Annotated in this window: 22 protein-coding genes and 1 tRNA gene; 5 read left to right on the forward strand and 18 right to left on the reverse strand. The window is 75.8% G+C overall.

Annotated features, from left to right (window positions below):
* Positions 1 to 109 precede the first annotated feature (109 nt).
* The 13 genes from BXA05_RS14155 to BXA05_RS14210 all read right to left on the reverse strand — a co-directional run bounded on the left by BXA05_RS14155 (position 110) and on the right by BXA05_RS14210 (position 9602).
* Positions 110 to 565: a GNAT family N-acetyltransferase gene (locus BXA05_RS14155; protein WP_076405619.1), complete on the reverse strand. Its 456-nt coding sequence runs from the start codon at positions 563 to 565 to the stop codon at positions 110 to 112.
* Positions 566 to 749: 184 nt separating this feature from the next.
* Positions 750 to 822, reverse strand: a tRNA-Ala gene (locus BXA05_RS14160).
* Positions 823 to 890: 68 nt separating this feature from the next.
* Entirely contained in the window at positions 891 to 1571 is a 681-nt protein-coding gene (locus tag BXA05_RS14165; protein WP_061266781.1) for a histidine phosphatase family protein, read from the reverse strand.
* Complete coding sequence (gene rsfS / locus BXA05_RS14170; protein WP_021482244.1) at positions 1568 to 2014, reverse strand: ribosome silencing factor; 447 nt, start codon at positions 2012 to 2014, stop codon at positions 1568 to 1570. The genes BXA05_RS14165 and rsfS overlap by 4 nt, the downstream gene beginning before the upstream one ends.
* Before the next feature lie 25 nt (positions 2015 to 2039).
* Positions 2040 to 3089 (reverse strand): hypothetical protein, encoded by a 1050-nt coding sequence (locus tag BXA05_RS19785; protein WP_143311165.1) that lies wholly within the window; start codon positions 3087 to 3089, stop codon positions 2040 to 2042.
* Positions 3082 to 3687 (reverse strand): nicotinate-nucleotide adenylyltransferase, encoded by a 606-nt coding sequence (gene nadD, locus BXA05_RS14180; RefSeq protein ID WP_031316993.1) that lies wholly within the window; start codon positions 3685 to 3687, stop codon positions 3082 to 3084. The genes BXA05_RS19785 and nadD overlap by 8 nt, the downstream gene beginning before the upstream one ends.
* A gap of 43 nt (positions 3688 to 3730) precedes the next feature.
* Positions 3731 to 3886 carry a hypothetical protein gene (locus BXA05_RS20095; RefSeq protein ID WP_021483496.1) on the reverse strand — a complete coding sequence of 52 codons (156 nt, stop codon included), beginning with the start codon at positions 3884 to 3886 and terminating at the stop codon, positions 3731 to 3733.
* A gap of 190 nt (positions 3887 to 4076) precedes the next feature.
* Entirely contained in the window at positions 4077 to 5429 is a 1353-nt protein-coding gene (locus BXA05_RS14185; protein ID WP_076405623.1) for a glutamate-5-semialdehyde dehydrogenase, read from the reverse strand.
* Positions 5430 to 5482: 53 nt separating this feature from the next.
* Entirely contained in the window at positions 5483 to 6610 is a 1128-nt protein-coding gene (gene proB, locus BXA05_RS14190) for a glutamate 5-kinase (protein WP_083711918.1), read from the reverse strand.
* Positions 6611 to 6804: 194 nt separating this feature from the next.
* Positions 6805 to 8325: a GTPase ObgE gene (gene obgE / locus BXA05_RS14195; protein ID WP_076405627.1), complete on the reverse strand. Its 1521-nt coding sequence runs from the start codon at positions 8323 to 8325 to the stop codon at positions 6805 to 6807.
* A 141-nt stretch (positions 8326 to 8466) separates the two neighbouring features.
* Positions 8467 to 8724 (reverse strand): 50S ribosomal protein L27, encoded by a 258-nt coding sequence (rpmA, locus tag BXA05_RS14200; protein ID WP_021482383.1) that lies wholly within the window; start codon positions 8722 to 8724, stop codon positions 8467 to 8469.
* A gap of 86 nt (positions 8725 to 8810) precedes the next feature.
* Complete coding sequence (gene rplU, locus BXA05_RS14205; RefSeq protein WP_198163222.1) at positions 8811 to 9119, reverse strand: 50S ribosomal protein L21; 309 nt, start codon at positions 9117 to 9119, stop codon at positions 8811 to 8813.
* Between the two features lie 276 nt (positions 9120 to 9395).
* Complete coding sequence (locus BXA05_RS14210; RefSeq protein ID WP_021482381.1) at positions 9396 to 9602, reverse strand: dodecin family protein; 207 nt, start codon at positions 9600 to 9602, stop codon at positions 9396 to 9398.
* 165 nt (positions 9603 to 9767) lie between these two features.
* On the opposite strand from BXA05_RS14210, the gene BXA05_RS14215 reads away from it, so the two are divergent.
* Complete coding sequence (locus tag BXA05_RS14215; protein ID WP_076405629.1) at positions 9768 to 10400, forward strand: protein-L-isoaspartate O-methyltransferase family protein; 633 nt, start codon at positions 9768 to 9770, stop codon at positions 10398 to 10400.
* Here the strand turns inward: BXA05_RS14215 and BXA05_RS14220 are convergent.
* The 5 genes from BXA05_RS14220 to BXA05_RS20720 are packed head-to-tail and all read right to left on the reverse strand — an operon-like array spanning position 10343 to position 17024.
* Positions 10343 to 11068, reverse strand: coding sequence for a thymidine kinase (locus tag BXA05_RS14220; protein WP_083711902.1), 726 nt, complete (start codon positions 11066 to 11068; stop codon positions 10343 to 10345). The genes BXA05_RS14215 and BXA05_RS14220 overlap by 58 nt on opposite strands.
* Before the next feature lie 20 nt (positions 11069 to 11088).
* On the reverse strand, positions 11089 to 12579 hold the full coding sequence (locus tag BXA05_RS20570; RefSeq protein WP_076405633.1) for a 5'-nucleotidase: 1491 nt from the start codon (positions 12577 to 12579) through the stop codon (positions 11089 to 11091).
* A gap of 52 nt (positions 12580 to 12631) precedes the next feature.
* Positions 12632 to 13243 carry a GNAT family N-acetyltransferase gene (locus tag BXA05_RS14230; RefSeq protein WP_244550474.1) on the reverse strand — a complete coding sequence of 204 codons (612 nt, stop codon included), beginning with the start codon at positions 13241 to 13243 and terminating at the stop codon, positions 12632 to 12634.
* On the reverse strand, positions 13240 to 16905 hold the full coding sequence (locus BXA05_RS14235; protein ID WP_076405635.1) for an Rne/Rng family ribonuclease: 3666 nt from the start codon (positions 16903 to 16905) through the stop codon (positions 13240 to 13242). The genes BXA05_RS14230 and BXA05_RS14235 overlap by 4 nt, the downstream gene beginning before the upstream one ends.
* Entirely contained in the window at positions 16902 to 17024 is a 123-nt protein-coding gene (locus tag BXA05_RS20720) for a hypothetical protein (protein WP_255181389.1), read from the reverse strand. The genes BXA05_RS14235 and BXA05_RS20720 overlap by 4 nt, the downstream gene beginning before the upstream one ends.
* Before the next feature lie 409 nt (positions 17025 to 17433).
* On the opposite strand from BXA05_RS20720, the gene BXA05_RS14240 reads away from it, so the two are divergent.
* Genes BXA05_RS14240 through cydC form a run of 4 tightly spaced genes read left to right on the forward strand, consistent with a single transcriptional unit; the run spans position 17434 to position 23694 of the window.
* Positions 17434 to 18948: a cytochrome ubiquinol oxidase subunit I gene (locus BXA05_RS14240; RefSeq protein WP_061266797.1), complete on the forward strand. Its 1515-nt coding sequence runs from the start codon at positions 17434 to 17436 to the stop codon at positions 18946 to 18948.
* Positions 18949 to 18989: 41 nt separating this feature from the next.
* Positions 18990 to 20102 (forward strand): cytochrome d ubiquinol oxidase subunit II, encoded by a 1113-nt coding sequence (gene cydB / locus BXA05_RS14245; RefSeq protein WP_076405637.1) that lies wholly within the window; start codon positions 18990 to 18992, stop codon positions 20100 to 20102.
* Complete coding sequence (gene cydD / locus BXA05_RS14250; RefSeq protein ID WP_076405639.1) at positions 20099 to 21883, forward strand: thiol reductant ABC exporter subunit CydD; 1785 nt, start codon at positions 20099 to 20101, stop codon at positions 21881 to 21883. Before cydB ends, cydD begins: the two co-directional genes overlap by 4 nt.
* Positions 21880 to 23694 carry a thiol reductant ABC exporter subunit CydC gene (gene cydC, locus BXA05_RS14255; RefSeq protein ID WP_076405641.1) on the forward strand — a complete coding sequence of 605 codons (1815 nt, stop codon included), beginning with the start codon at positions 21880 to 21882 and terminating at the stop codon, positions 23692 to 23694. Before cydD ends, cydC begins: the two co-directional genes overlap by 4 nt.
* Positions 23695 to 23703 lie beyond the last annotated feature (9 nt).

Genomic DNA, 23703 nt, shown 5'->3' on the forward strand with positions numbered 1-23703 from the left:
GCACGAGCAACGTGGATCACGAAGTCCGCGCCAGGACGATCCCCACCGGTCGGCCGACGGCGTCCGGGCCATGCCTCGCCGCTACCCTCCATCGGCCGACGAGCGGCCCTCACCCGGCGCCGCAGTCCTCCTCCAGGTTCTTCCTGAAGAAGACGGCCGAGTCCTCGTAGCCGAGCGCACGGTAGAAGGACCCCGCACGACGACTGGCGAGCGCGAGGTAGGCGGCACCCTGCGCCTGGGCCCAGTCCTCGGCGCAGCCCATCAGCTCTCGGCCGACACCGGACCGGCGGTGAGTCTCGTGGACCATCACCTCCTCGACCCAGGCGACCGGACCGTTGGCCAGGAAGGTGAGGTGACAGCTGGCCAAGAGGTAGCCCACGACCCTGCTACCCGCCTCGGCGACGGCGACCAGCGTGCCGGGCGTCTCGGCGAGGCTCTGCCACGTCCGGTCGAACGCCGCGCGTTCCGGGGCGAACGACGTCGCGAAGTCGCGCGCCAGCGGCCAGACCTGATCGGCGTCCCCCGGCTGGGCGGGTCGGACGAGCAAACGCTGGCTCTCAGGCATCGCCGCATTCTTCCCAGGTCTCACGCGTGCCGCAACGCTCTGGCAGCACACCGTGGCGTGGGAGGTCGGGGTGACGGAGGCGCAGAGACACGCTCGCGGCTCTGACTGTCGCCAGAACGCCGAAAGGCCACCTCTGACGCCCTTCGAGAAAGACTCCGAGATGGCCGACGACCTGGTGTTTCGGTGGAGCTGAGGGGACTCGAACCCCTGACCCCCTGCATGCCATGCAGGTGCGCTACCAGCTGCGCCACAGCCCCGTGGATCCGTGAAGATCCAGGTCATGCACTCCTCCGGCCGGTTTCCCGTCCTGCGGAGCGTCGCTAGTCTACGCAGAAACTGGCTCCAGATTCCAATCCGGTCCCGCGTTCCACTCGTCGAGCGGGAACCCGGCCCCGACGTTGTGCGCCACCAGGCGCCACGCGGGCGTCGCGGCGGGCGCCGAGCGGTGCAGGTGGGACCAGTGGACGTTGTGCAGCCCGGAGATCCCGCGCCAGCCCTCCGGGTCCAGGCCGAGCAGCGCGGTGACCGCGAGCGTGATCGCGGCGCCGTGCGAGACGACGACGAGCGTGTCGTCCCGCTCCAGGGACTCCACGTGCTCGGTCACGGACGCGACGAGGCGCGCCGCGACGTCGGCCTTGGACTCCGCGCCCGCGCGCACGGGCTCCTCGCCCTGGCGCCACGCCGCGTACTCCTCGGGCCAGCGCTCGGCGATCTCCGGGCCCGTGAGGCCCTCCCACTCCCCGAAGCCACGCTCGCGCAGCCGGGGGTCGTACGCGACGTCCGCGCCGATCGCCGCCGCGTACGCGCGCGCGGTGTCGGCGGCGCGCACGAGGTCGGACGCGACGACGCGCGTCGCGCGGTGCGCGCTCGCGAGGGCCTTCGCGCCCTGCTCCGCCTGCCACCGCCCGACGGCGTCGAGCGGGATGTCGACCTGCCCCTGCAGGCGCATCGACGCGTTGTACGCGGTGCGACCGTGGCGCAGGAGGACGAGCGTGCCGGCGGTCACGCCAGGGGCTCCCCCGAGAGGCGGATCGCGCCGTCGCCGCGCGTGGTGTCGTCGGTGTCGTCGGCCGTGCCGTCGCCGCCGCGCGCGTCCTCCGGCAGCTCGACCACCGGGCAGTCCTTCCACAGCCGCTCCAGCGCGTAGTACACGCGGTCCTCGGCGTGCTGCACGTGCACGACGACGTCCCCGAAGTCGAGCAGGACCCAGCGGGCCTCCTGCTTGCCCTCGCGGCGGATCGGCTTGGACCCGGCCTTGTGCATGGCCTCCTCGACGGCGTCGACGATCGCCGAGACCTGGCGCTCGCTCGACCCCGAGGCGATGAGGAACACGTCGGTCAGGACGAGCTGCTCGCTCACGTCGAGCGCGATGATCTCCTCGGCCTTGCGGTCGGACGCCGCCCGGGCGGCGATGACGGCGAGCTCGAGGGCTCGGTCGGTGGCGGTCACGTGTCTCCGTTCGTGGTGCGGCCGCTCAGCGGCCGGTGTCGAGGGTGCCGGGGTCGTCCCACGTCCGCACGGCGGCGGCCGAGGCGCTCGCGTCCTCCACGGCCAGGCCCGGGTCGTCGCGGGACACGAGCGTCCAGACGAGCAGGCCGAGGACGAAGGCGACGGCGACGAGGATCAGGTAGTGCAGCCACGTGTACGACGGGCCGCGCCGCTCGTCTGCGAGGTCGTCGTCGTCCGGCTCCTCGGGCTCGGCGGCACGACCGCGCACGCGGGGGAAGAGCTCGTCCGAGCCGCCGGCGGGAGCGGGTGCGGACTCCCGCACGCCGCCGAAGGGCGACGACTGCTCGCGGTCCGCGCTCGCAGGCTCGGGCGCGGAGCCTGCCGTGATCGCGGACCACGGCAGGGCCGCGCCGCCCGCCTCGGTGGGCGGCGCCGGGGCGGGCGCGCGCTCGGGAGCGGGCGCGCGCGTCCCCGCCCAGGGGGAGGTCGCCGGTGCCGGCGCGGGCGTGCCGGGCGGGGCAGTGCTGGTGGGCGGGGCCGCGAACGCCGAGAGGCGCGGAGGCTGCGTCGCCTCGGGACGCGCGGGGCCCGAGCCGGCGGCGAGACCGCCGACCGGAGCCGACGGCGTCGCGGGGCGCACGGGGCCGGACGCGCCGGGCACCGGGGGGCGCGGGGCCGCGGCGGGCGGACGCGAGGACGTGCGCGTGGGCACGACGGGCGTCGGGGCCGGGGGGCGGATCGCGACGCGCTCGGCCGTCTCCTGGACCGGCGTGAGGCGCCCGGTCTCGTCCAGGCCGCGCATGCCGCCCGAGGCGGCCGGGGGTCGCACGACCGACGGCTGTGCCGGGTGCTCTGCCGGGCCGGTCGTCTCGCGCAGGGTGCGGCGCGACGGCGGCGGGCCGGACGGCGCGGCCGGGCGCGCCGGCTGCTGCCAGCCGCCCGCACCCGGTGCCGGGGCAGGCGGGGGCGCAGCGCTCTGCGCGGACCGCTCGGCGGCGGCCGCCTGCTCGCGCTCGCGCATCTCGCGCCGGGTGAGCGGGCGGACGGGCTGCATGTTGCTGCCGTTGTCACTCATCGTGCTGACCTCGATACAAACCGTGCTTGGCGATGTACTGGACCACGCCGTCCGGAACCAGGTACCACACCGGCTGCCCGGCCTCCGCGCGCCGACGGCAGTCCGTCGACGAGATCGCGAGGGCGGGGACCTCGAGCGTCGTGACCACGCCCGGAGGCAGGCCCTCGACGCTCAGCTGGTGACCCGGGCGGGAGACAGCCACGAAGTGTGCCATCTTCCAGAGCTCGTCGGCATCCTTCCAGGTGAGGATCTGCTCGACGGCGTCCGCACCCGTGATGAAGAACAGCTCGGCGTCCGGTCGCGCGGCCCGCAGGTCGCGCAGCGTGTCGACCGTGTAGGTCAGCCCGGGCCGGTCCACGTCCACACGGCTCACCGTGAACCGCGGGTTCGACGCGGTCGCGATGACGGTCATGAGGTAGCGGTGCTCGGCCGGGCTGACGGTCTGGTGCTGCTTGAACGACGGCTTGCCCGTGGGGACGAAGACGACCTCGTCGAGGTCGAACCGCGCCGCGGCCTCGCTCGCGGCGACCAGGTGGCCGTGGTGGATGGGGTCGAACGTGCCACCCATCACCCCCAGGCGGGGCCGGCGCGGGCTCATCGACGCGTCATCGGTCGCGGGCGCTTCCGTCGTCCGGGGCGGGTCAGTGCCGCGTGCCGACGCTGCGGAACGCGTAGGTCACGAGCAGCAGGGCCACGAGCCCGCCGAACCCGAGCAGCCCGTACGCGAGCGGCGGGATGGGCAGGTGCGACGCGGCCTCGGCGCCTTCCTCGGCGGCCAGCACGACGGCAGAGATCACGACGTCCTCCTCGAAGGTCGTCCCCGGGCCGGGCGGGCACGTGCCGCGGGCCGGGGTGGTGCGATGGAACGGTACGCCCGCCGGGACCGGCCCGACGGCGGACCGGACGGGCGCCGGTCGCCGACCAGTCTCTCACGACCGTCCGGGGACCTCGTCCGGCGGGTATCAGGTACCCGCCGGGGGCCGTGCGTCAGGGGCGGACGTGGCCGTCCCCGTGCACGACCCACTTCGTCGTCGTGAGCTCCGCGAGGCCCATGGGGCCGCGCGCGTGGAGCTTCTGGGTCGAGATGCCGATCTCCGCCCCGAGGCCGAACTGGCCGCCGTCGGTGAAGCGGGTCGAGGCGTTGACCATGATGGCGGCGGAGTCGAGCTCGGCGACGAAGCGCTCGGACGCCGCGAGGTCGCGCGTGACGATGGCCTCGGTGTGGCCCGACGTCCAGGTCCGCACGTGCTCGATGGCGGCGTCGAGGTCGTCGACGACGCGCACGGCGATCTCGGGCGCGAGGTACTCGGTCGCCCAGTCCTCGTCGGTCGCGGGGAGCACCTCGGTGCCCGCGGGCGCGAGGCGGGCCGTGCGGTCGTCGCCGTGCACGACGACGCCCGCCTCGGTGAGCGCGGCGAGCGCGGCGGGGAGGAACTCGGGTGCGGCGTCCGCGTGGACGACGAGCGTCTCCGCGGCGTTGCAGACGCCCACGCGCTGCGTCTTGGCGTTGAGGAGGATCTCGAGCGCCATGGCCCGGTCCGCGCTCGCGTCGACGTACACGTGGACGTTGCCGACCCCGGTCTCGATGACGGGGACGGTCGACTCGCGCACGACGGTGCGGATGAGGTCGGCCCCGCCGCGCGGGACGAGCACGTCGACGAGACCCCGCGCGTGCATGAGCGCGACGGCGCCCGGGCGCCCGTACCGGTCGATCGACTGCACGAGGTCGCCGGGCAGCCCCTGCGCCTCGAGCGCACGGGCCAGCACGCCGACGATCACCTCGTTGGAGCTCGCCGCCGCGGACCCGCCGCGCAGGATCACCGCGTTGCCGCTCTTGAGCGCGAGGCCTGCGGCGTCGACCGTCACGTTGGGGCGCGCCTCGTAGATCATGCCGACGACGCCCATGGGCACGCGCATCTGGCGCAGGCGCAGGCCGTTCGGCAGGGTCGAGCCGCGCACGACCTCCCCCACCGGGTCCGGCAGGCCCGCGAGCGCGCGCAGCGCGTCGGCGATCGCGGCGACGCGCGGCGCGTCGAGCGCGAGCCGGTCGAGCAGCCCCTCGCTCATGCCGTTCGCGCGCTCACGCTCCAGGTCGACGGCGTTCGCGGCCACGATCTCGTCGGTCGCCGCGACGAGCGCGTCGGCGAGCGCGAGGAGCGCGGCGTCCTTCGTGGCGCGGGTCGCGGTCGCGAGGGTGCGCGACGCGACCTTGGCGCGGCGCGCGACGCTCTCGACGGCCGCCGCGACGTCGGTCGGAGCGTCGGTCGCGGCTGCGGCGGGACCGGCGGTCCCGGGCTCGGCGGCGCCCGCGACGACGGGCGCGTCCTCGGTGGTGGTCATGGTCCGAGCCTACGTCGGCGGCCGTCGCGCCGGGAGCGCCGTCCGGCCCGCGGTCAGCGCGCGCGCCGCCGCACGAGGACGAGGTCGTCGCGGTGCACGACCTCGCGGTCGTAGCCCTCGCCGAGCTCGGCCCGCAGCTCCGTGGTCGACCGGCCGAGGAGGTCCGGGATGTCGCGTGACTCGAACGCGACCAGACCCCGGGCGACCACGCGCCCGTCGGACGCCACGAGCTCGACCGGGTCGCCGGCGTCGAACTCGCCCTCGACCGCGGTGACCCCGGCGGGCAGCAGCGAGGCGCGCCCGCCCTGCACGGCCCGCACCGCGCCGTCGTCGAGCACGAGGCGGCCGCGCGTGCGGGCGGCGTGCGCGAGCCAGAGCCGACGGCGCGTCGTCCGCCTGCCCGTCGCGGCGAACCAGGTCCCGACCGGCTCGCCGGCGAGCGCCGCGGCGGCGTGCTGCGCCTTGGTGAGCACCACGGGGATGCCCGTGCCGGTCGCGATGGAGACCGACTCGAGCTTGGTGAGCATGCCGCCCGTGCCGACCGTGCTCCCCCGTCCCGTCACCTCGACGCCCTCGATGTCGGCCGGCGAGCGCACCTCGGCGATCCTCCGCGTGCCCGGGCGCGACGGCGGGCCGTCGTACAGGCCGTCCACGTCCGTGAGCAGGACCATGGCGTCGGCCCGCACGAGGTGGGAGACGAGCGCGGCGAGCCGGTCGTTGTCGCCGAAGCGGATCTCGTCGGTCGCGACGGCGTCGTTCTCGTTGACGACGGGCACGACGCCGAGGTCGAGCAGGCGCTCGAGCGAGCGCTGGGCGTTGCGGTAGTGCCCGCGACGCACCGTGTCCTCCGCGGTGAGGAGCACCTGCCCGACGCGCAGCCCGTGCGCCGCGAACGCCTCGGCGTACCGGGCGACGAGCATGCCCTGCCCGACCGACGCCGCGGCCTGCGCCGTCGCGAGGTCGCGCGGTCGGCTCGCGAGGCCGAGGGGGCCGATCCCGGCGGCGATGGCGCCGGACGTGACCAGCACGACCTGGCCGCCGTCCGCGCGTCGGGCCGCGAGGACGTCGACGAGCGCCCGCAGGGCCGCGAGGTCGAGGTGGCCGTCGGCGCCCGTGAGCGACGACGAGCCGATCTTCACGACCACGCGGCGGGCGGAGGCGATCTCGGAGCGGGAGGACAGCGCGTTCACGCGCCCATCATCGCCGCCGGAGGGCCGCCGCCGCGCACGATTTCACGGACCAGGACGCCTGCGCCCGGGACCGACCCGCTCCCGGGCCGCGCCGAGGACGACCCGGGCACGGCCGAGGGCCCGGTCCCCCACGGGGAACCGGGCCCTCGTCGGCGCGGACGACTCCGGGTCGGTCGGACTCCAGGTCAGTCGGACTCGGGGTCCGTCCAGGTGCCGGCCTGGCGCTCGGTCCACAGCTCGCGCCGCGCCTCCGCCTTGGCGTCCATGCGCTCGTGGTGCTCGCGCCGCTTCTCCGAGCGGGTCGGGCGCAGGCTCTCGTCGAGGCGGTTGTCGGAGCCGCGCGGGCCGCCGAGCAGCTCGGAGCCCGACATGAGCGTCGGCTCCCAGTCGAAGACGACCGCGTTGACGTCGGTGCCGATGCGCACCTCGTCGCCCGCGACGGCGCCCGCCTCGAACAGCTTGTCCTCGACGCCCAGACGCGCGAGGCGGTCCGCGAGGTAGCCCACGGCCTCGTCGTTGGAGAAGTCCGTCTGGCGGACCCAGCGCTCCGGCTTGGCGCCGCGCACCTCGAACCAGTAGTCGGTCGCCCCGCCCTTGCGCTTGACCGTGAACCCGGCCTCGTCGACCGCGCGCGGCCGCAGCACGACGCGCGTCGGCTCGGGGGCGGGCGCCTCGGCGCGCGCCTTCTCCACGAGCTCGGCGAGCGCGTACGTCAGCGGGCGCAGGCCCTCGTGGCTCGCGGTCGAGATCTCGAACACCCGCAGGCCGCGAGCCTCGAGGTCGGGCTTGACGAGCTCGGCCAGGTCGCGAGCCTCAGGGACGTCGATCTTGTTGAGGACGACGAGGCGCGGACGCTCGGTGAGCGGCACCCGCCCGCCCTCGATCTCGAGGTCCTGCGCGTAGGCCGCGAGCTCGGCCTCGATGACGGCGAGGTCGCTGATCGGGTCCCGGCCGGGCTCGAGCGTCGCGCAGTCGAGCACGTGCACGATCACCGCGGTGCGCTCGATGTGGCGCAGGAACTCCAGGCCGAGGCCCTTGCCCTCGCTCGCGCCCGGGATGAGGCCAGGGACGTCCGCGACGGTGAAGCGCGCCGACCCGGCCTGCACGACGCCCAGGTTGGGCACGAGCGTCGTGAACGGGTAGTCGGCGATCTTGGGCCGCGCCGCGGAGATGGCGGCGACGAGCGACGACTTGCCCGCGCTCGGGTACCCGACGAGCGCGACGTCCGCGATGGTCTTCAGCTCGAGGACGACGTCCCGCTCCTCGCCCGGCTCGCCGAGCAGGGCGAAGCCCGGCGCCTTGCGGCGCGGGGACGAGAGCGCCGCGTTGCCGAGACCGCCCCGGCCGCCCTCGGCCACGACGTACTCGGCGCCCTCGCCGACGAGGTCGGCGAGCACCGTGCCGTCGGGCGACTTGACGACCGTGCCGTCCGGGACGCGCAGGACGAGGTCCTCGCCGTTGGCGCCGTCGCGGTCGTCGCCCATGCCCTGGGTGCCCGACGTCGCGTGGCGGTGCGGCGAGTGGTGGTACTCGAGGAGCGTCGTGGTCTGGGAGTCGACGACGAGGCGGACGGTGCCGCCGTCACCGCCGTTGCCGCCGTCGGGGCCGGCGAGCGGCTTGAACTTCTCGCGCCGGACCGAGGCGCACCCGTTCCCCCCGTCGCCGCCGGAGACGTGCAGGACGACACGGTCGACGAAGCTGGCCATGGAGGGATCCTCTCAGAGGTGGGTCGTGCGGTGCCGCGGTCGCGGCGGGTGGTGCGGCCCGTGGGGACGGGCGCCGGAAACGGCAGGAGGGGCGCACCGCGTCGGTGCGCCCCTCCTGCTCGAAGCCTCTGTGGCTGTCGCTCAGCCCTCGGCGGAGACGATGTCGACGACCTTGCGGCCGCGACGGGTGCCGAACTGGACCGCGCCGGCGGCCAGGGCGAACAGCGTGTCGTCCTTGCCGCGGCCGACGTTCTCACCGGGGTGGAAGTGGGTGCCGCGCTGGCGGACGATGATCTCGCCCGACTTGACGACCTGCCCGCCGAAGCGCTTCACGCCGAGGCGCTGGGCGTTGGAGTCGCGACCGTTGCGCGAGGAGCTCGCGCCCTTCTTGTGTGCCATGACGAACCTGCTTTCGTGCTGGTCTGCTGAGGGAGGGTGCCGGCGGCGCGGCGCGGCGCGGGGCCGCTAGCTCGCGCCGGGCGAGATCACTTGATGCCGGTGACCTTGAGGCGGGTCAGCTGCTGACGGTGACCCTGGCGACGGCGGTAACCGGTCTTGTTCTTGTACCGCAGGATCGTGATCTTCGGACCCTTCTCGTCCCGCACGACCTCGGCGGTGACCTTGACCTTCGCGAGCTTCGCCGCGTCGGTGGTCACCTTCTCCCCGTCCACCAGCAGGAGAGCGGGCAGCTCGAGGGACTCACCGGCCTTGGCGGACACCCGGTCCACCACGAGGATGTCGCCGACGGAAACCTTCTCCTGACGGCCACCGGCCTTGACGATCGCGTACACCACGTTGCTGCTCATCTCTCCTAGTCTTGGCGTGCTCGTCACGGCGAGTTCGTCTTGGAGACTCCGACCACGCCGCGGCGTGCGAGTGCGAGTCGTCCGTGGGCACACGGGACCGGCGCGCCTGGGCGCGCCGACGTCCAAGATTACGGACCGCAGGGCGTCCTGGTCAAATGGCGCGCGCGGACCCCGGCGCGGGCGACCGCTCCGGTGCGCGGACCAGGCCTCGCGCCGAGGAGCGCGGACGGCGGCGCCTCCGCGCGACGAGATCGTCGGCCGACCCTACTCGAGGACGAACGTGACCTCCAGCACGACCTGCCAGGCCGTGATGCGGCCGTCGGCCACGTCGACCTTCTGCTCCTTGACCCACGCGCCCGAGACGTTGCGCAGCGTGCTCGCGGCGCGCTCGACGCCGATCCGCACGGCGTCCTCGAAGCTCGTGTCCGACCGCGCGCTGATGTGCGTGATCCGTGCCACCGTTCCGCTCATGCCGGCTCCCCGGTCCAGGGCGGGCGCCCCGATGCGCCCGCGCACCCGTCGAGCATCCCGCCGTCCCCGTGGCCGCGCCACCAGGGCGCCTCCCGCTCGGGGTCCCCGGCCAACCCGGGCGCGCGGGCCAACCACCGTGCCTACGCTGGCCGTGGAGGTGGTCGCATGCGTCCCGCGGACCCGCCCGACCACGCGCGCCAGGACGACGCCGTCGCCGCGGCGATGCGCACGGTCGACCGGCGCGGTTTCCTCCCCCGCGCGCAGCGGCGCTGGGCCGCGCAGGACCGGCCGCTCGCCATCGGCCACGGCCAGACCAGCTCGCAGCCGTCGACGGTCGCGGCGATGCTGCGCCTGCTCGACGTCGCCCCGGGCGCCCGGGTGCTCGACGTCGGCGCCGGGTCGGGCTGGACGACGGCGCTGCTCGCACGGCTCGTCGGGCCGACCGGGCACGTGCTGGGCGTCGAGCGCCACGCCGACCTCGCCACGTGGGGCGCGGAGAACCTCGCCGCGGTGCGCGTGCCGTGGGCGCGCCTCGTCCTCGCGACGCCCGGCGTCCTCGGCACGCCGGGCGAGCAGTACGACCGGGTGCTCGTCTCCGCCGCCGCCGAGACCCTCCCCCGCGCCCTCGTCGACCAGCTCGTGCCCGGCGGGCGCCTGGTCGTCCCCGTGCGGCACACGATGCTCGTCGTCGTGCGCGACCCCGACGCCCCGGACGGGGTGCGGGTGAGCGAGCACGGGTCCTACTCGTTCGTCCCGCTCGTCGAGGACCCGGCGGGACCGGCCGCGCCGCCGTCCTGACGGCGCCACGGGGCTCCTGGCAGGTGCACCCGGCAGCGCGCCTCGTAGCTCTCGGCGCCGCCCACGTGCGCGGCGACCGGCGCGAGCGGGTCGCCCGCCCCGCGACCGTCGGGCTCCGGCTCCCGGACGGCGCGCACGTGGAACGCGGCGTCCTCGCCGCACACCGCGCACACCGCCGTGAGCTTGTCGACGCGCTCGGCGAGCGCCGCGAGCGTGGGCAGAGGCTCGAAGGGCCGCGCGTCGAACGTGACGTCGAGCCCGGCGACGACCACGACGAGCCCGTCGTCGGCGAGCCGCTGGACGACGTCGACGAGCTCCGGCCCGAAGAAGTGCGCCTCGTCGACGGCGACGAGGTCGAGCGGCCCGGGGCCGCGGACGATCCGCTCGAGGTCGTGCGCGTCGCGGGCGGTGCGCGAGGGGATCGCGAGACCCGAGTGCGAGCTCACCGTGCCGGTGCCGCGCCGGGTGTCGAGGACGTGCCCGACCACCTCGACGCGGCGCCCCGCGACCTCCGCGCGCCGGACCCGGCGCAGGAGCTCCTCCGTCTTGCCGGCGAACATCGGGCCGCACACGACTTCGACGCGTCCGCCGGGTCGGGGCGTCGGGAGCCCTGCGTCACCGGCCCCGGGAACGGTCCCGGGGGCGCCCGGGCGTGCCGCGTCGCTCATGCGAGCAGTGAACCACCGGCTCAGTGGTGGCGCGCGCCGCCGTTCGACGACGGCCGGACGGGCAGCGGCTTCGGCTCGCCGGCGGGGCCGAGGACGGAGACGCGGTCCGGGGCGCCGGGCCGGGCGTCCCGGCGGCTGAGGAGCGTCGTGCCGGACGAGGTAGGGCTCGCCGTGCCGGTCGGTGCGTCGGCCTGCTCGTCGCCGGACGCCGCCGGGGAGGCGTCGGCGGCGTCCGGTACGGACGCTGCGTGTTCCCTCTCGGGCGCGGGGGTCGGCTCGGCCGGCACCCCCGCCGCGATCCCGGCGAGCCCGGGCCCGCCGATCCCCGGGACGGACCGGACGAGCGGGAGCTCGCGCGTCCCGGTGCCCGACGCACGGCCGCCCTCCGCGGTGCGCTCGCCCGCCGGGTCGGGCGTCGGCCGCTCCCCCGCCGGATCGTGGGCCGGCCGCTCGTCGTCCGCGTCGCGCTCCGCCGACGCACCGGGCGCGGGCGGGGTGGCCGCCTCGCGGCGACCGGGCGCGGGCGCCGCGACGTCGGCCGCGCGCGTCGACCGTGCGTCGAGGGCCGGGTCGGCCGGCAGGACGCCGCGGTTCAGCTCGCCGTACGGAACGTGGACCGACGGCGCGACCCGGCGCGCCGCCTCGACCACGGCGCGCTGGTCGTCGAAGAAGATGTGCGGCCGCAGCACCTCGAGCACGCCGCCCTTGTCCACGCCCCCGAGGAAGAACGCGTCGTCGACCGTCACGCCCCACGAGGAGAGCGTCGCGACCGCGCGCTCGTGCGCCGGGGCCGAGCGGGCCGTGACGAGCGAGACGTGCACGCGCGGCCGGTAGGACGGGTCCGTCGCGTGCCGCTCACGCTCGACCACCTGCACGCGGTGGATACCGACGAGGAGCTCGCGCAGCGGCCCCCGGCCGAGCGGCACGTCGGCGTTGAGCACCTCGTGCTCGCGGAACGACGCGAGCCCACCGTCCTGGTAGCGGCGCTCCGAGGAGTCGTCGGCGAGGACGCCGTCGAAGTCGAACGCGATGCGCAGCTCGTCGCCCTCCTCGTCGGCGAACGTCGGGTCGAGCACGTACCCCGCAGGCAGGCCCAGGTCGACGGCGTCGCGCACCGAGCGCTCGTCGGCCGAGAGGAAGAGGTCCACGTGCAGGGGACGGATGAACTCGTGCGGGCTGCGCCCCTGGCGGAAGACGGCGCGCGTGATGTCGAGGTCGTGGTGCCGCACCGAGCGCATGACGCGCAGGCCGGTCTCCGGGGAGTTGCGGGACATGACGATGACCTCGACGAGCGGGTCGTCGGCGGAGGGCGCGAGGTCGTTGAGCGCGAGCAGGCGGCGCACGAACCCGAAGGCGACGCCGGGGGCCAGCGCGTCGTCGCGGTGGCGCTCCTGGAAGTCGCGGTACGCGGCCTCCCCCTGCGTGCGGAACACGCGGTCGGACTCGGTGAGGTCGAACAGTGCGGACGAGGCGACGCCGACGACGAGGCGGCCCGAGAGGTCGTAACCCATGCGCGCATGATGCCAGGTACGGGTGACGTGCACGAAGACGCCCGCGAACGGCTCAGGACCGGGCGAGCCACTCCCGGCGCAGCACGCCGAGGACGACGGCGTCGTACCGCACGCCGTCGACGGCGCGGGCGTCGCGGAACCGCGCCTCCTCCACGAGGCCGAGCGCCCGGCCGGCGCGGAGCATCGCGTCGTTCCCGGACCACGTCGCGAGGTCCAGACGGACCCACCCGGTCACGGAGAACAGGTAGCCGATCCAGGCTCCGAGCGCGTCGCGGCCCAGGCCCCGCCCGCGCACCTCGGGGTCGTAGAGGCCGATCCCGACCCGCGCCCACTGCGTCTCGGCCGACTCCCAGTACCAGGAGCACGTCCCGACCAGCCGGTCCTCCTCGTCGGCGACCACGACGCGGCGCGGCGGGAGGCCGTCGTCGTCGAGACCGTCGGGGCGGGCGGCCTGCGCGGCCGCCGCGAGCGCGAGGCGTGCGACCGCCGCGTCGGACGCGGCGTCGTCGGGCACGGGGTAGTACGGGCCGTCCCAGCGGTGCCACTCGTGCTCCGGACGCAGCCACTCGCGGTACGCCGCGAGGTCGTCCGCGCGCCACCCGCGCAGACGGGCGCGCGACCCGGCGGCGTACAGGGGCACGCCGCCGGGTGCGCGATCGATCACTCCGTGCCCGGCTCCGCAGACGTGTCGTCGGCAGCCGGCGCGTCGTCCGCGCCGTCGTGCTCGTGGGCGTGCGCCGCGGCGGCCGCGATCGTCGCGAGCGTGGCCTTGACCGCGGCCCGCGCCTCCGACGTGACCTCCGGCAGGACCGGGACGGCGGGCTGCGGGAGGGTGATCCCGGTGTCCTTCGGCGCCGAGGCGCCCGAGCCGGAACCGCGCTTGCGGCGCGACCGCGAGCGGCCGCCCTCGGCGGGCTCGTCGGCGGCGGCGCCGCCCCCGTTGCCCCCGGCGTTCCCGTTGCCGTTGCCGTGGTTGCCGTGGTCGTGGCCGCCGCGGTTGCCGCCCGACTTCTCGATCGGGTCGGTGTGCACGATGAACCCGCGCCCGTGGCAGTGCTCGCACGTCTCGCTGAACGCCTCGACGAGGCCCTGGCCCACGCGCTTGCGCGTCATCTGGACGAGGCCCAGCGACGTGACCTCCGCGACCTGGTGCTTGGTCCGGTCCCGGCCCAGGCACTCGACGAGGCGGCGCAGCACGAGGTCGCGGTTCGACTCGAGCACCATGTCGATGAAGTCGATGACGATGATGCCGCCGATGTCGCGCAGCCGGAGCTGGCGGACGATCTCCTCGGCCGCCTCGAGGTTGTTGCGCGTCACCGTCTCCTCGAGCGTGCCGCCCGAGCCGGTGAACTTGCCGGTGTTGACGTCGACGACGGTCATCGCCTCGGTGCGGTCGATGACGAGCGACCCGCCCGAGGGCAGCCAGACCTTGCGGTCCATGCCCTTGGCGAGCTGCTCGTCGACGCGGTGCACCGTGAAGACGTCCTGCGTGCCCGTCCACTTCGAGACGCGCTCGCGCAGGTCGGGCGCGAGCTCCTCGACGTACGTCGAGATCTCCGACCACGCCCCGTCGCCCTCGACGACGAGCGAGCTGAAGTCGTCGTTGAAGATGTCGCGGACGACGCGGATCGCGAGGTCCGGCTCGCCCTGGAGCAGGGCGGGTGCCGACGCGCTCTTCGACTTCTTCTCGATGGCCTCCCACTGGCCGCGCAGGCGCTCGACGTCGGCGCGCAGCTCCTCCTCGCTCGCGCCCTCGGCTGCGGTGCGCACGATGACGCCCGCGCCGTCGGGCACGACCTCCTTGAGGATCTTCTTCAGGCGGTTGCGCTCGGTGTCGGGGAGCTTGCGGCTGATGCCGGTCATGCCACCGCCGGGGACGAACACGAGGTAGCGGCCCGCGAGCGTGATCTGCGACGTGAGGCGTGCGCCCTTGTGCCCGATCGGGTCCTTGGTGACCTGCACGAGCACGGAGTCGCCCGACTTGAGCGCCTGCTCGATGCGGCGCGGCTGGCCCTCGAGCCCGGCCGCGTCCCAGTTCACCTCGCCCGCGTACAGGACGGCGTTGCGGCCCTTGCCGACGTCGATGAACGCGGCCTCCATGCTGGGCAGCACGTTCTGGACACGGCCCAGGTACACGTTGCCCGCCATCGACGCCTGCGACTGCTGCGAGACGTAGTGCTCGACGAGCACGCCGTCCTCGAGCACGGCGATCTGCGTGCGGCCGCCGCGCTCGCGCACGACCATCGACCGCTCGACCGACTCGCGGCGCGCGAGGAACTCCGCCTCGGTGATGATCTGGCGACGACGACCCGCGTCGCGGCCCTCGCGGCGGCGCTGGCGCTTCGCCTCGAGCCGCGTGGAGCCCTTGAGCGCGGTGACCTCGTCGGCCAGGCTGCGCTCGCGCGGGCGGGAGCGCGTCGTGGTCGTCTCGCCCTCGCCCCGGCTCCCGCGGCGGCGGCGACGACGGCGGCGGCTGCCGCCCGCCTCGTCCTCGCCCTGCTCGTCCCCGGCCTCGTGGTCGGTCTGCTCGGCGTCGGCCGGCGCGGCCGCGTCGGCCGGCTCGTCGTCCTGCGCCGACGGCGTGGCGTCGTCCTCGTCCTCGTCGCGGTCCTGCTCGCGGTCCTGGTCACGTCCCCCGTCCGGGCGACCACGACGCCCGCGGCCACCACGACGGCGGCGGCGGCGCGGGCCGGCGTCGGAGTCGGAGTCGGCGTCGTCGGCCGCAGGCTGCTCGTCGGGCTCCTCCGCCTCGTCGAGCTCGACGAAGTCCTCCGGCCCGAACGCGTCCTCGGGCACCTCGACGCCCTCGGCGACGAGCTCGGACTCGATGGCCTCGATCTCCTCGACCGCGGCCGCGTCCTCGCCCGTGAGGACGAGCTCGGCGGCGGCGGGCTCCTCGACGGGGGTCGACGGCTCAGCCGTCTGCGACTCGGACGTGCGCGACTCGGCCGTGCGCGGCTCGGCCGTGCGGGACGCGGGCCCCGACGCCCTCCGGCCGCGACGGCCGCGGGTCCCGGTGGTGGGCTCGGGCGTCGCCGTCGGCTCCGTCGTGGCGACCGGCTCCGTCGTGGCGACCGGCTCCGTCGCCGCGGGTGCCGGGGCGGCGGGCTCGACGTGGCGCGGCGGCCCGGCCGGGCTCTGCGCGCGACGCGGACGGCGCGGCGCGGCGGCGGGGTCGGGCGCCTGGAACAGCAGGGCGGTCGTCGCGAGGCGCGGGGTGCTGGTCCCCGCTCCCGTCGCGGCGGGCGACGCCGGGCCGCCGGCCGGGGCCGACGCCGCGGGAGCGGCCGGGGCCTCGGGCGCGGCCGGGCTCTCGGCCGCGGCGGTCGCCTCCGGTGCCGCCTCGGCGGCGGGCTTCGAGGTGGCGCGGCGCGAACGGCGCGCCGGCTTCTTCGCGGGCTCCGCGGACGCCGGCGCCTCCGACTCGGCGGGCGTCGGCTCGGCGGCGGACGGCGCGTCGGCCACCGCCGGGGCAGCAGCCTCGGCGGCCGGGGCCGCGGTCTCGGCGGTCGGGGCCGCGGTCTCGGCGGCCGGGGCCGCTGCCGCGGAGGTCGCGCGGCGCGAGCGGCGCGCGGGCTTCTTCGCGGCGGGCGTCTCGACGGGCTCGGCCGTCGTCGGCGCGCCGGACGGCGCGGTGTCAGCGGACGGGGCGTCCGGCTCGGCGACCGGCGCGGCCTCGACGGCCGGAGCCTGCGCGGTCGTACGCGTCGCCCGGGTGCGCTTCGCGCGACGCGGGGCGTCGGCGGCTCCCAGCAGGGCGTCGGCGTCGGGCGCCACCGCCGCGGCGGGGGCGGGGGCCTGCTCGGCGGCGGGCGGTGCGCTGAGGCCGAACTCGGAGAGGACGTCGAGCGGCGCGTCGCCTGCCGGGGCCTTCGCCTTCTTGCCGCCGCCCTGGGCGCGGCGCGGCGCGCGGGCGCGCGGGGCGGGCTCTGCCGCCGGCGGCTCCGCCGCGGCGTCGGCGGCCGCGGGGCTCGCGTCTGCCGGGACGTCGGCCGGGGCGGACGCAGCGGGAGCCGCGTCGGCCGCCGGAGCGGCGACGGACGGCGTGGTGCGGGTCGCGCGACGCGAGCGGCGCGCGGGCGGGGTCGTGGCCTCGGGTGCGGTCGCGGGCGCCTCGGGCGCCGGGGTCGCGTCCGCGGTGGCCGCGGGCGCGGCGACGTCGGAAGCAGCCGTCACCGCGGGGGGAGTCTGCGGCGGTGCCGCGCTGCGCGTCGCGCGGCGGCGGGCGGGCTTGCGCGCCGGGGTCGTCGGGCTCTCGGCCCGGTCCGCGGCGGCGTCCGCCGTCGACTCTGAGGGGGTGCTGTCGGAGGTGCTGTCGAGCGTCACGCGTCGTGCTCCTGCTGCCACAGGGACCGCCCCGCACCGTGCGGCCCGTCGGGCGGTCGGTCGTCGCTCGGGACGAGCGCACCGGAGCGCGTCGTCCGGCGACGGAAGTCGTCGGTCACGGCCGCGGTCCGCGTGCGCGGCGCGGGCGCCTGCCACCGGGCCCTTCGCCCCGGTCGGCGCGCCGACTGCCGCGGTCCGCTGGTGCCGCGATCTCGTGCTCGCCGGGTGAGCGATGCGGAGCCCGCCCGGCTCCGCCCAGTATCGCACAGGGGTGCGGACGAACCCGGGCGACACGCGCCGCGCCCCGGGCCGCCCGTCCCGCCCGAGCGGGACCAACGTCCCGGGACCTTGTGAACATAGTCACAAGCGGCGTGTTTTCAGTACTCCTCGTCATTTCCGGCCCTGCCGATGCGGCAGATTGGAACTACCGTCGGAGGAGGCGACCGGTCGCCCGGCCGTCTGCTCCGGCAACACTCCCCTACGCCGTTGTCCCTTCCCCGACCCGGTCGGGCCCCCCGAGGAGCGCACGTGGATGCCCTAGCCCTGGCGCGGTGGCAGTTCGCCATCACGACCGTCTACCACTTCATCTTCGTCCCGCTGACGATCGGCCTGTCGCCCCTCGTCGCGATCATGCAGACGGCGTGGGTCCGCACCGGCAACGAGCGCTGGCTGCGCCTGACGAAGTTCTTCGGCAAGCTGCTGCTCATCAACTTCGCGCTCGGCGTCGTGACCGGCATCGTGCAGGAGTTCCAGTTCGGCATGAACTGGAGCGAGTACTCGCGCTTCGTCGGCGACGTGTTCGGTGCGCCGCTCGCCATGGAGGCGCTCGCCGCGTTCTTCATCGAGTCGACGTTCCTCGGCCTGTGGATCTTCGGGTGGGACCGCCTCAACAAGAAGGTGCACCTCGCGTGCATCTGGGCGGTTGCGATCGCGACCAACCTCTCCGCGTTCTTCATCCTCGCCGCGAACTCGTGGATGCAGCACCCCGTCGGCGCGATCTTCAACCCCGAGACCGGGCGCGCCGAGATGAACGACATCGGCGCCGTCCTCACGAACAACACCCTCTGGGCCGCGTTCCCGCACCAGATCACGGCGACCTTCCTCACCGCGGGCACGTTCGTCACGGGCATCGCCGCTTGGTGGATGGTCCGCCTCGTGCGCACCCGCAAGGCGGAGAACGTCGAGCTCGCGCGCGACGTCTACCGCCCGGCCGTCACGCTCGGCGTCATCGCCATGCTCGTCGGCGGTCTCGGGGTCGCGGTCTCCGGCGACATCCAGGGCAAGATCATGTACGAGCAGCAGCCCGGCAAGATGTCGTCGGCCGAGGCGCTCTGCCAGGGCTCGGAGGGCGCCGCGTTCTCCATCCTCACGATCGGCGACCTGTCGAACTCGTGCGAGAACGTCCGGCACCTCATCGAGATCCCCGGGCTCGCGTCCTACCTCGGCACGGGCCACTTCTCCGGGCCGGAGAGCTACCTGCCCGGCGTCGAGGACGTCCAGGAGCAGATGACCGAGCGCTACGGCGACGTCACCGCCTCCGGCGACCCCGTCACGTACACGCCGAACCTCGCGATGACCTACTGGTCCTTCCGGCTCATGATCGGCATGGCCGCCGGCTCCGTGCTCCTCGCGCTCATGGCGCTGTGGCTCACCCGCAAGGGCCGGGTCACGGACAACAAGTGGTTCGCGCGCGTCGGCCTCATCGCCATCCCCATGCCGTTCCTCGCGAACTCGTTCGGCTGGATCTTCACCGAGATGGGCCGCCAGCCCTGGGTCGTCGCGCCGAACCCGACGGGCATCGACCAGATCCGCCTGCTCACCGAGCGCGGCGTGTCCACCGTGGTGAGCCCCGGCGTGGTGCTGACCTCGATGATCGTCTTCACGCTCGTCTACGGGGCGCTGGCCGCGGTCTGGTTCACGCTCATGCGGCGCTACGCGATCGAGGGCGTCCCGCTCACGGTCCGCGACGAGTCCCCGGAGGCCCAGGAGCCGCCGGACGAGGACTCCGAGTCCGCCGACCGTCCGCTGTCCTTCGCGTACTGACACGACGCGCCTGAACCCGCCCAGAAAACTCAGGAGACACCGTGGATCTCGCCGTCGTCTGGTTCGTGCTCATCGCGGTCCTGTGGACCGGCTACCTCGTGCTCGAGGGCTTCGACTTCGGGGTCGGCATGCTGCTGTCGATCCTCCCGCGCGGTGACAAGGAGCACCGCGAGAAGGAGCGCCGCGTCCTCATCAACACCATCGGCCCCGTCTGGGACGGGAACGAGGTGTGGCTGCTCACCGCGGGCGGCGCGACGTTCGCCGCCTTCCCCGAGTGGTACGCGACGCTCTTCTCCGGCTTCTACCTGCCGCTCCTGCTCATCCTCGTCGCGCTCATCGTGCGCGGCGTCGCGTTCGAGTACCGCGGCAAGATCCGCGACGAGGGCTGGGCGCGCCGCTGCGACGTCGCGATCCAGGTCGGGTCGTGGGTCCCCGCCGTGCTGTGGGGCGTCGCGTTCGCCAACCTCGTGCGCGGCGTGCAGCTCGACGCCGACCACCAGTTCGTCGGCGGCTTCTTCTCGCTCCTGTCGCCGTTCGCGCTCCTCGGCGGTCTCGTCACGCTGAGCCTGTTCCTGCTGCACGGCTCGGTCTTCGTCGCGCTCAAGACCGACGGCGAGATCCGCGCCCGCGCCCGTCAGCACGCCTCGGTCTTCGGCGTGGCCGCGCTCGTGCTCGCCGGCGGCTGGGCCGTCTGGGCCCAGGTCGCGTACTCGGTGCCCTGGACGTGGGCCGCCGTCGTGCTCGCCGCGGCCGGGCTCGCGACGACGCTCCTCGCGAACCGCAAGGGCTCCGAGGGACGCGCGTTCACGGCGTCGGCCCTCACGATCGTCGCCGCCGTCGTGCTGATCTTCGGCTCGATGTACCCCGACGTGATGCCCGCCGTCGACCCGGCGAACTCGCTGACGGTGCACAACGCGTCGTCGACCGACTACACGCTCACCGTGATGACGTGGGTCGCCGTGATCCTCACGCCGCTCGTCATCGCCTACCAGTCGTGGACCTACTGGGTGTTCCGCCGCCGCCTGTCGACGAAGGACATCCCCGCGCCCGCCGGCCTGTCGCTCAAGAAGGTCCGCGAGGCGGCGTTCGGCGGGGCGTCCTCGGGCGGCTCGACCGGCCGCGGCCTGACCGACGGCGGGGGCACCGGCTCGTGAAGCCGCTCGACCCGCGGCTCCTGCGCCACGCGCGGGCCGCGCGAGGGTACGTCGTCCTGACGGCGGTGCTCGGGTTCGCCACGGCGGCCCTGGTCGTCGCCCAGGCCCTCGTCCTCGCGTCGGTCCTCGCACCGGCCGTCCAGGGGACGGCCGACCTGGCCGACCTGGGGCCGCGGGTCGGGCTGCTCGCCGCCGTCGTCGCCGCGCGCGCCGGCACCTCGTGGGCGCAGGAGCGCTTCGCGCTGCGTGCCGCGACGCGCACCGTCGCCGAGCTGCGCGAGCAGGTCGTCACGCACGCCGTGGCGCTCGGCCCGCGGTGGCTGGCCTCGGGGCGCGGCCCCGAGGTCGCGACGCTCGCGACGCGCGGGCTCGACCAGCTCGAGCCCTACATGGTGCGGTACCTGCCCCAGCTCCTGCTCGCCGCCACCGTCACGCCCGCGACGCTCGCCGTCGTGCTGGGCCTGGACTGGGTCTCGGCCGTGATCATCGCCGTGACCATCCCCCTCGTCCCGATCTTCATGACGCTCGTCGGGCGCCTCACCGCGGGGACGTCGGAGCGGCGCCTCATCGTCATGCAGCGGCTCGGCGCGCAGGTGCTCGACCTGCTCGCCGGCCTGCCGACGCTCCTCGCGTTCGGTCGCGCGCGCGGCCCCGAGCGGCGCGTGCGCGCGCTCGGCGAGGCCAACCGCCGCGCCACGATGGGCACGCTGCGCGTCGCGTTCCTCTCCGGCATGGTGCTCGAGCTCCTCACGACGCTGTCCGTCGCGGTCGTGGCCGTGGGCGTCGGCCTGCGCCTCGTGCACGGCGGCATGGAGCTCGAGCCGGCGCTCGCCGTGCTCGTGCTCGCGCCCGAGGTCTACCTCCCGCTGCGCCAGGTCGGCCTGCACTTCCACGCCTCGACCGACGGCATCGCCGCGGCCGAGCAGGCGTTCGCCGTCCTCGACGAGGACGCGCCCGCGCCGGGCACCGCGCCCGCGCCCGCGCTCGCCGGGACGACGCTCGCCCTGCGCGGCGTGAGCGTGCGGGCCGGGGAGCGCGACGTGCTCGCGCCCGCCGACCTCGACCTCGAGCTCCGGCTCGGGACCTCGAGCGGCCGCGTCGTGGCCCTCACCGGGCCGAGCGGCGCGGGAAAGACGACGGCGGCGATGGTCCTGCTCGGCCTCGTGCGGCCCGACCGCGGCACCGCGACCCTCACCGCGCCCGACGGCGCCCGGCTCGACCTGGCCGACGTCGACCCCCAGACGTACTGGCCCCAGGTCGCGTGGCTCCCCCAGCGCCCCGTGCTCGCGCCGGGGCGGCTGCGCGACGTCGTCGCCGGCGGCCTGGACGTCACCGACGCCGACCTCGACCGCGCGGCGCGCACCGCCGGCCTCGACACGGTGCTCGCCACGCTGCCCGCGGGCTGGGACACCGAGGTCGGGCGCGGCGGCGTCGGGCTGAGCGTCGGCCAGCGCCAGCGCGTCGCGCTCGCCGCGGCGCTGCTCGGCGACCCGGCGCGCGTCCCGCTCGTCGTGCTCGACGAGCCGACGGCGCACCTGGACGCGCGCGGCGAGCAGGTGGTGCTCGACGCCGTGCGGGCGTTCCGCGACCAGGGGCGCACCGTCGTCGTGGTCGCGCACCGTGCCTCGCTCGTGCGCGCGGCGGACGACGTCGTCGAGGTCCGCTCCGCACGGCTCGAGCCGTCCCCGGCGAGCCCGGGCGTCGACCCGGCCGACCCCCGGGGCACCGCCGTGGCGGTCGGCGCCGCCACCTCCACGACCCCCGAGGGGAGCGTCCCGTGACCGGACCTCGTGCCCGCCTCGCCGCCGACCCGCTGTGGCGGGCGGTCGGGCTGCTCGACGTGCGCTGGCGCCGCGTCGTGTGGGCGGTCGTGCTCGGCACGCTCTCGCTCGGGAGCGCCGTCGGCCTCGCGGCCGCCGCGGCGTGGCTCATCGCGCGCGCCTCGCAGATGCCGCCGGTCCTCACGCTGTCCGTCGCGGTCGTCGGCGTGCGCGCGTTCGGCATCTCCCGCGGCGTCTTCCGGTACCTGGAGCGGCTCGCGTCGCACGACGTCGCGCTGCGCGGCATGGCGTCCCTGCGCGCCAACCTCTACACCGCGCTCGCGCAGGGCTCGCCCGCCGCGCTCGTCGGGCTGCGGCGCGGCGACCTGCTCGCGCGCGTCGGCGCGGACGTCGACGCGGTCGGTGACGTGGTCGTGCGCGCGTTCGTGCCCGCCGGGGTCGCGCTCGCCGTGTCGGTGGGGTCCGTCGTGCTCGTGGGCGCCTTCCTGCCCGCGGCCGGGGTCGCGCTCGCGCTGTGCCTGCTGCTCGCTGCCGTCGTCGCACCGTGGCTCTCCGCCCGGTCGGCGCGCGAGGTCGAGGCGCGCGGCGCCACGACGCGCGCGGCGATGACCGCCACGACGCTGGAGATCCTCGAGGAGTCCGGGCCGCTCGCCGTGTCCGGGCGCCTCGGCACGCGCCTCGACGACCTGCGCGCGACCGACCGGGCGCTGGCCCGCGTGACCGACGACGGCGCCCGCCCCGCCGGGGTCGCGGCCGGGATCGCCGCGCTCGCCGTCGGCCTCGCGGTGCTCGCGTCGCTCCTGCTCGGCATCCCGGCCGTCACCGCCGGCACGCTCGCGCCCGTCGAGCTGTCCGTCATCGTCCTCACGCCCCTCGCGGTGTTCGAGGCGGCGAACACGCTGCCCGCCGCCGCCGTCCAGCTCCACCGCTCGCGGCAGGCCGCCGCGCGCGTGGTCGGGCTCCTCGACGGGCCGGCGCCCGCGGCCGGCCGCGCGCCGACCCCCGCCCCCGGCGAGGCGGGCCGCGCCCCCGACCCGCGCGCGTCCCTCGTGCTCGACGACGTCGCGGCCGGCTGGCCGGGCGCCGGACGCACCGTCGTCGAGGGCGTGGATCTCGCGCTCGCTCCGGGCCGTGCGGTCGCCGTCGTCGGGCCGTCGGGCGTCGGCAAGACGACGCTGCTCGCGACCGCCGCCGGGCTCGTCCCGGAGGTCGCGGGGCGGGTGCTCCTCGACGGCGTCCCGACGGCCGACCTCGCGCGCGAGGACGTGGCGCACCACGTCGTGCTCGTCGCGGAGGACGGGCACGTGTTCGACACGACCGTGCTGGAGAACCTGCGCGTCGCGCGCGGCGACGTCACGACCGAGGAGGCCGAGGCCGCTCTGCGTGCCGTCGGCCTCGACCCGTGGCTCGCCGCGCTGCCCGACGGCCTGGAGACGCTGCTCGGCCCCGACGCCACCACGGTCTCGGGCGGCGAGCGCCGCCGTCTGCTCGTGGCGCGCGCGCTCCTGTCCCCCGCGCCGCTGCTGCTGCTCGACGAGCCCGCGGAGCACCTCGACGCCGCCGGCGCCGACGCGCTCGTGCGGCACCTCGTCGCGACGACGCGCGCCGCGCAGGACCGGCGCGGCGTCGTCCTCGCGACGCACCGGCTGAGCGCGCTCGAGGCGGTCGACGAGGTGCTGCTGCTCGGCGTCCCCGACGACGCGCCGGACGGCGCCCCCGCACGCGTCGTCGCGCGCGGGACGCACGCCGAGCTGCTCGCGCTCCCCGCCTACCGCTGGGCGCTCGATCAGGAGGCCCCCGCGGTGCGGTGAGCCCGCAGG

This window comes from Cellulosimicrobium funkei, from assembly GCF_900155925.1.
Taxonomy (GTDB): Bacteria; Actinomycetota; Actinomycetes; order Actinomycetales; family Cellulomonadaceae; genus Cellulosimicrobium; species Cellulosimicrobium funkei.

Excerpts from the sequence above, each read along its gene's own strand:
- BXA05_RS14155 (WP_076405619.1), bottom strand. The coding sequence starts at position 565 with ATGCCTGAGAGCCAGCGTTTGCTCGTCCGACCCGCCCAGCCGGGGGAC.
- BXA05_RS19785 (WP_143311165.1), bottom strand. The coding sequence starts at position 3,089 with ATGAGTGACAACGGCAGCAACATGCAGCCCGTCCGCCCGCTCACCCGG.
- nadD (WP_031316993.1), bottom strand. The coding sequence starts at position 3,687 with ATGAGCCCGCGCCGGCCCCGCCTGGGGGTGATGGGTGGCACGTTCGAC.
- BXA05_RS14185 (WP_076405623.1), bottom strand. The coding sequence starts at position 5,429 with ATGACCACCACCGAGGACGCGCCCGTCGTCGCGGGCGCCGCCGAGCCC.
- obgE (WP_076405627.1), bottom strand. The coding sequence starts at position 8,325 with ATGGCCAGCTTCGTCGACCGTGTCGTCCTGCACGTCTCCGGCGGCGAC.
- rpmA (WP_021482383.1), bottom strand. The coding sequence starts at position 8,724 with ATGGCACACAAGAAGGGCGCGAGCTCCTCGCGCAACGGTCGCGACTCC.
- BXA05_RS14210 (WP_021482381.1), bottom strand. The coding sequence starts at position 9,602 with ATGAGCGGAACGGTGGCACGGATCACGCACATCAGCGCGCGGTCGGAC.
- BXA05_RS14215 (WP_076405629.1), top strand. The coding sequence starts at position 9,768 with ATGCGTCCCGCGGACCCGCCCGACCACGCGCGCCAGGACGACGCCGTC.
- BXA05_RS14220 (WP_083711902.1), bottom strand. The coding sequence starts at position 11,068 with ATGAGCGACGCGGCACGCCCGGGCGCCCCCGGGACCGTTCCCGGGGCC.
- BXA05_RS20570 (WP_076405633.1), bottom strand. The coding sequence starts at position 12,579 with ATGGGTTACGACCTCTCGGGCCGCCTCGTCGTCGGCGTCGCCTCGTCC.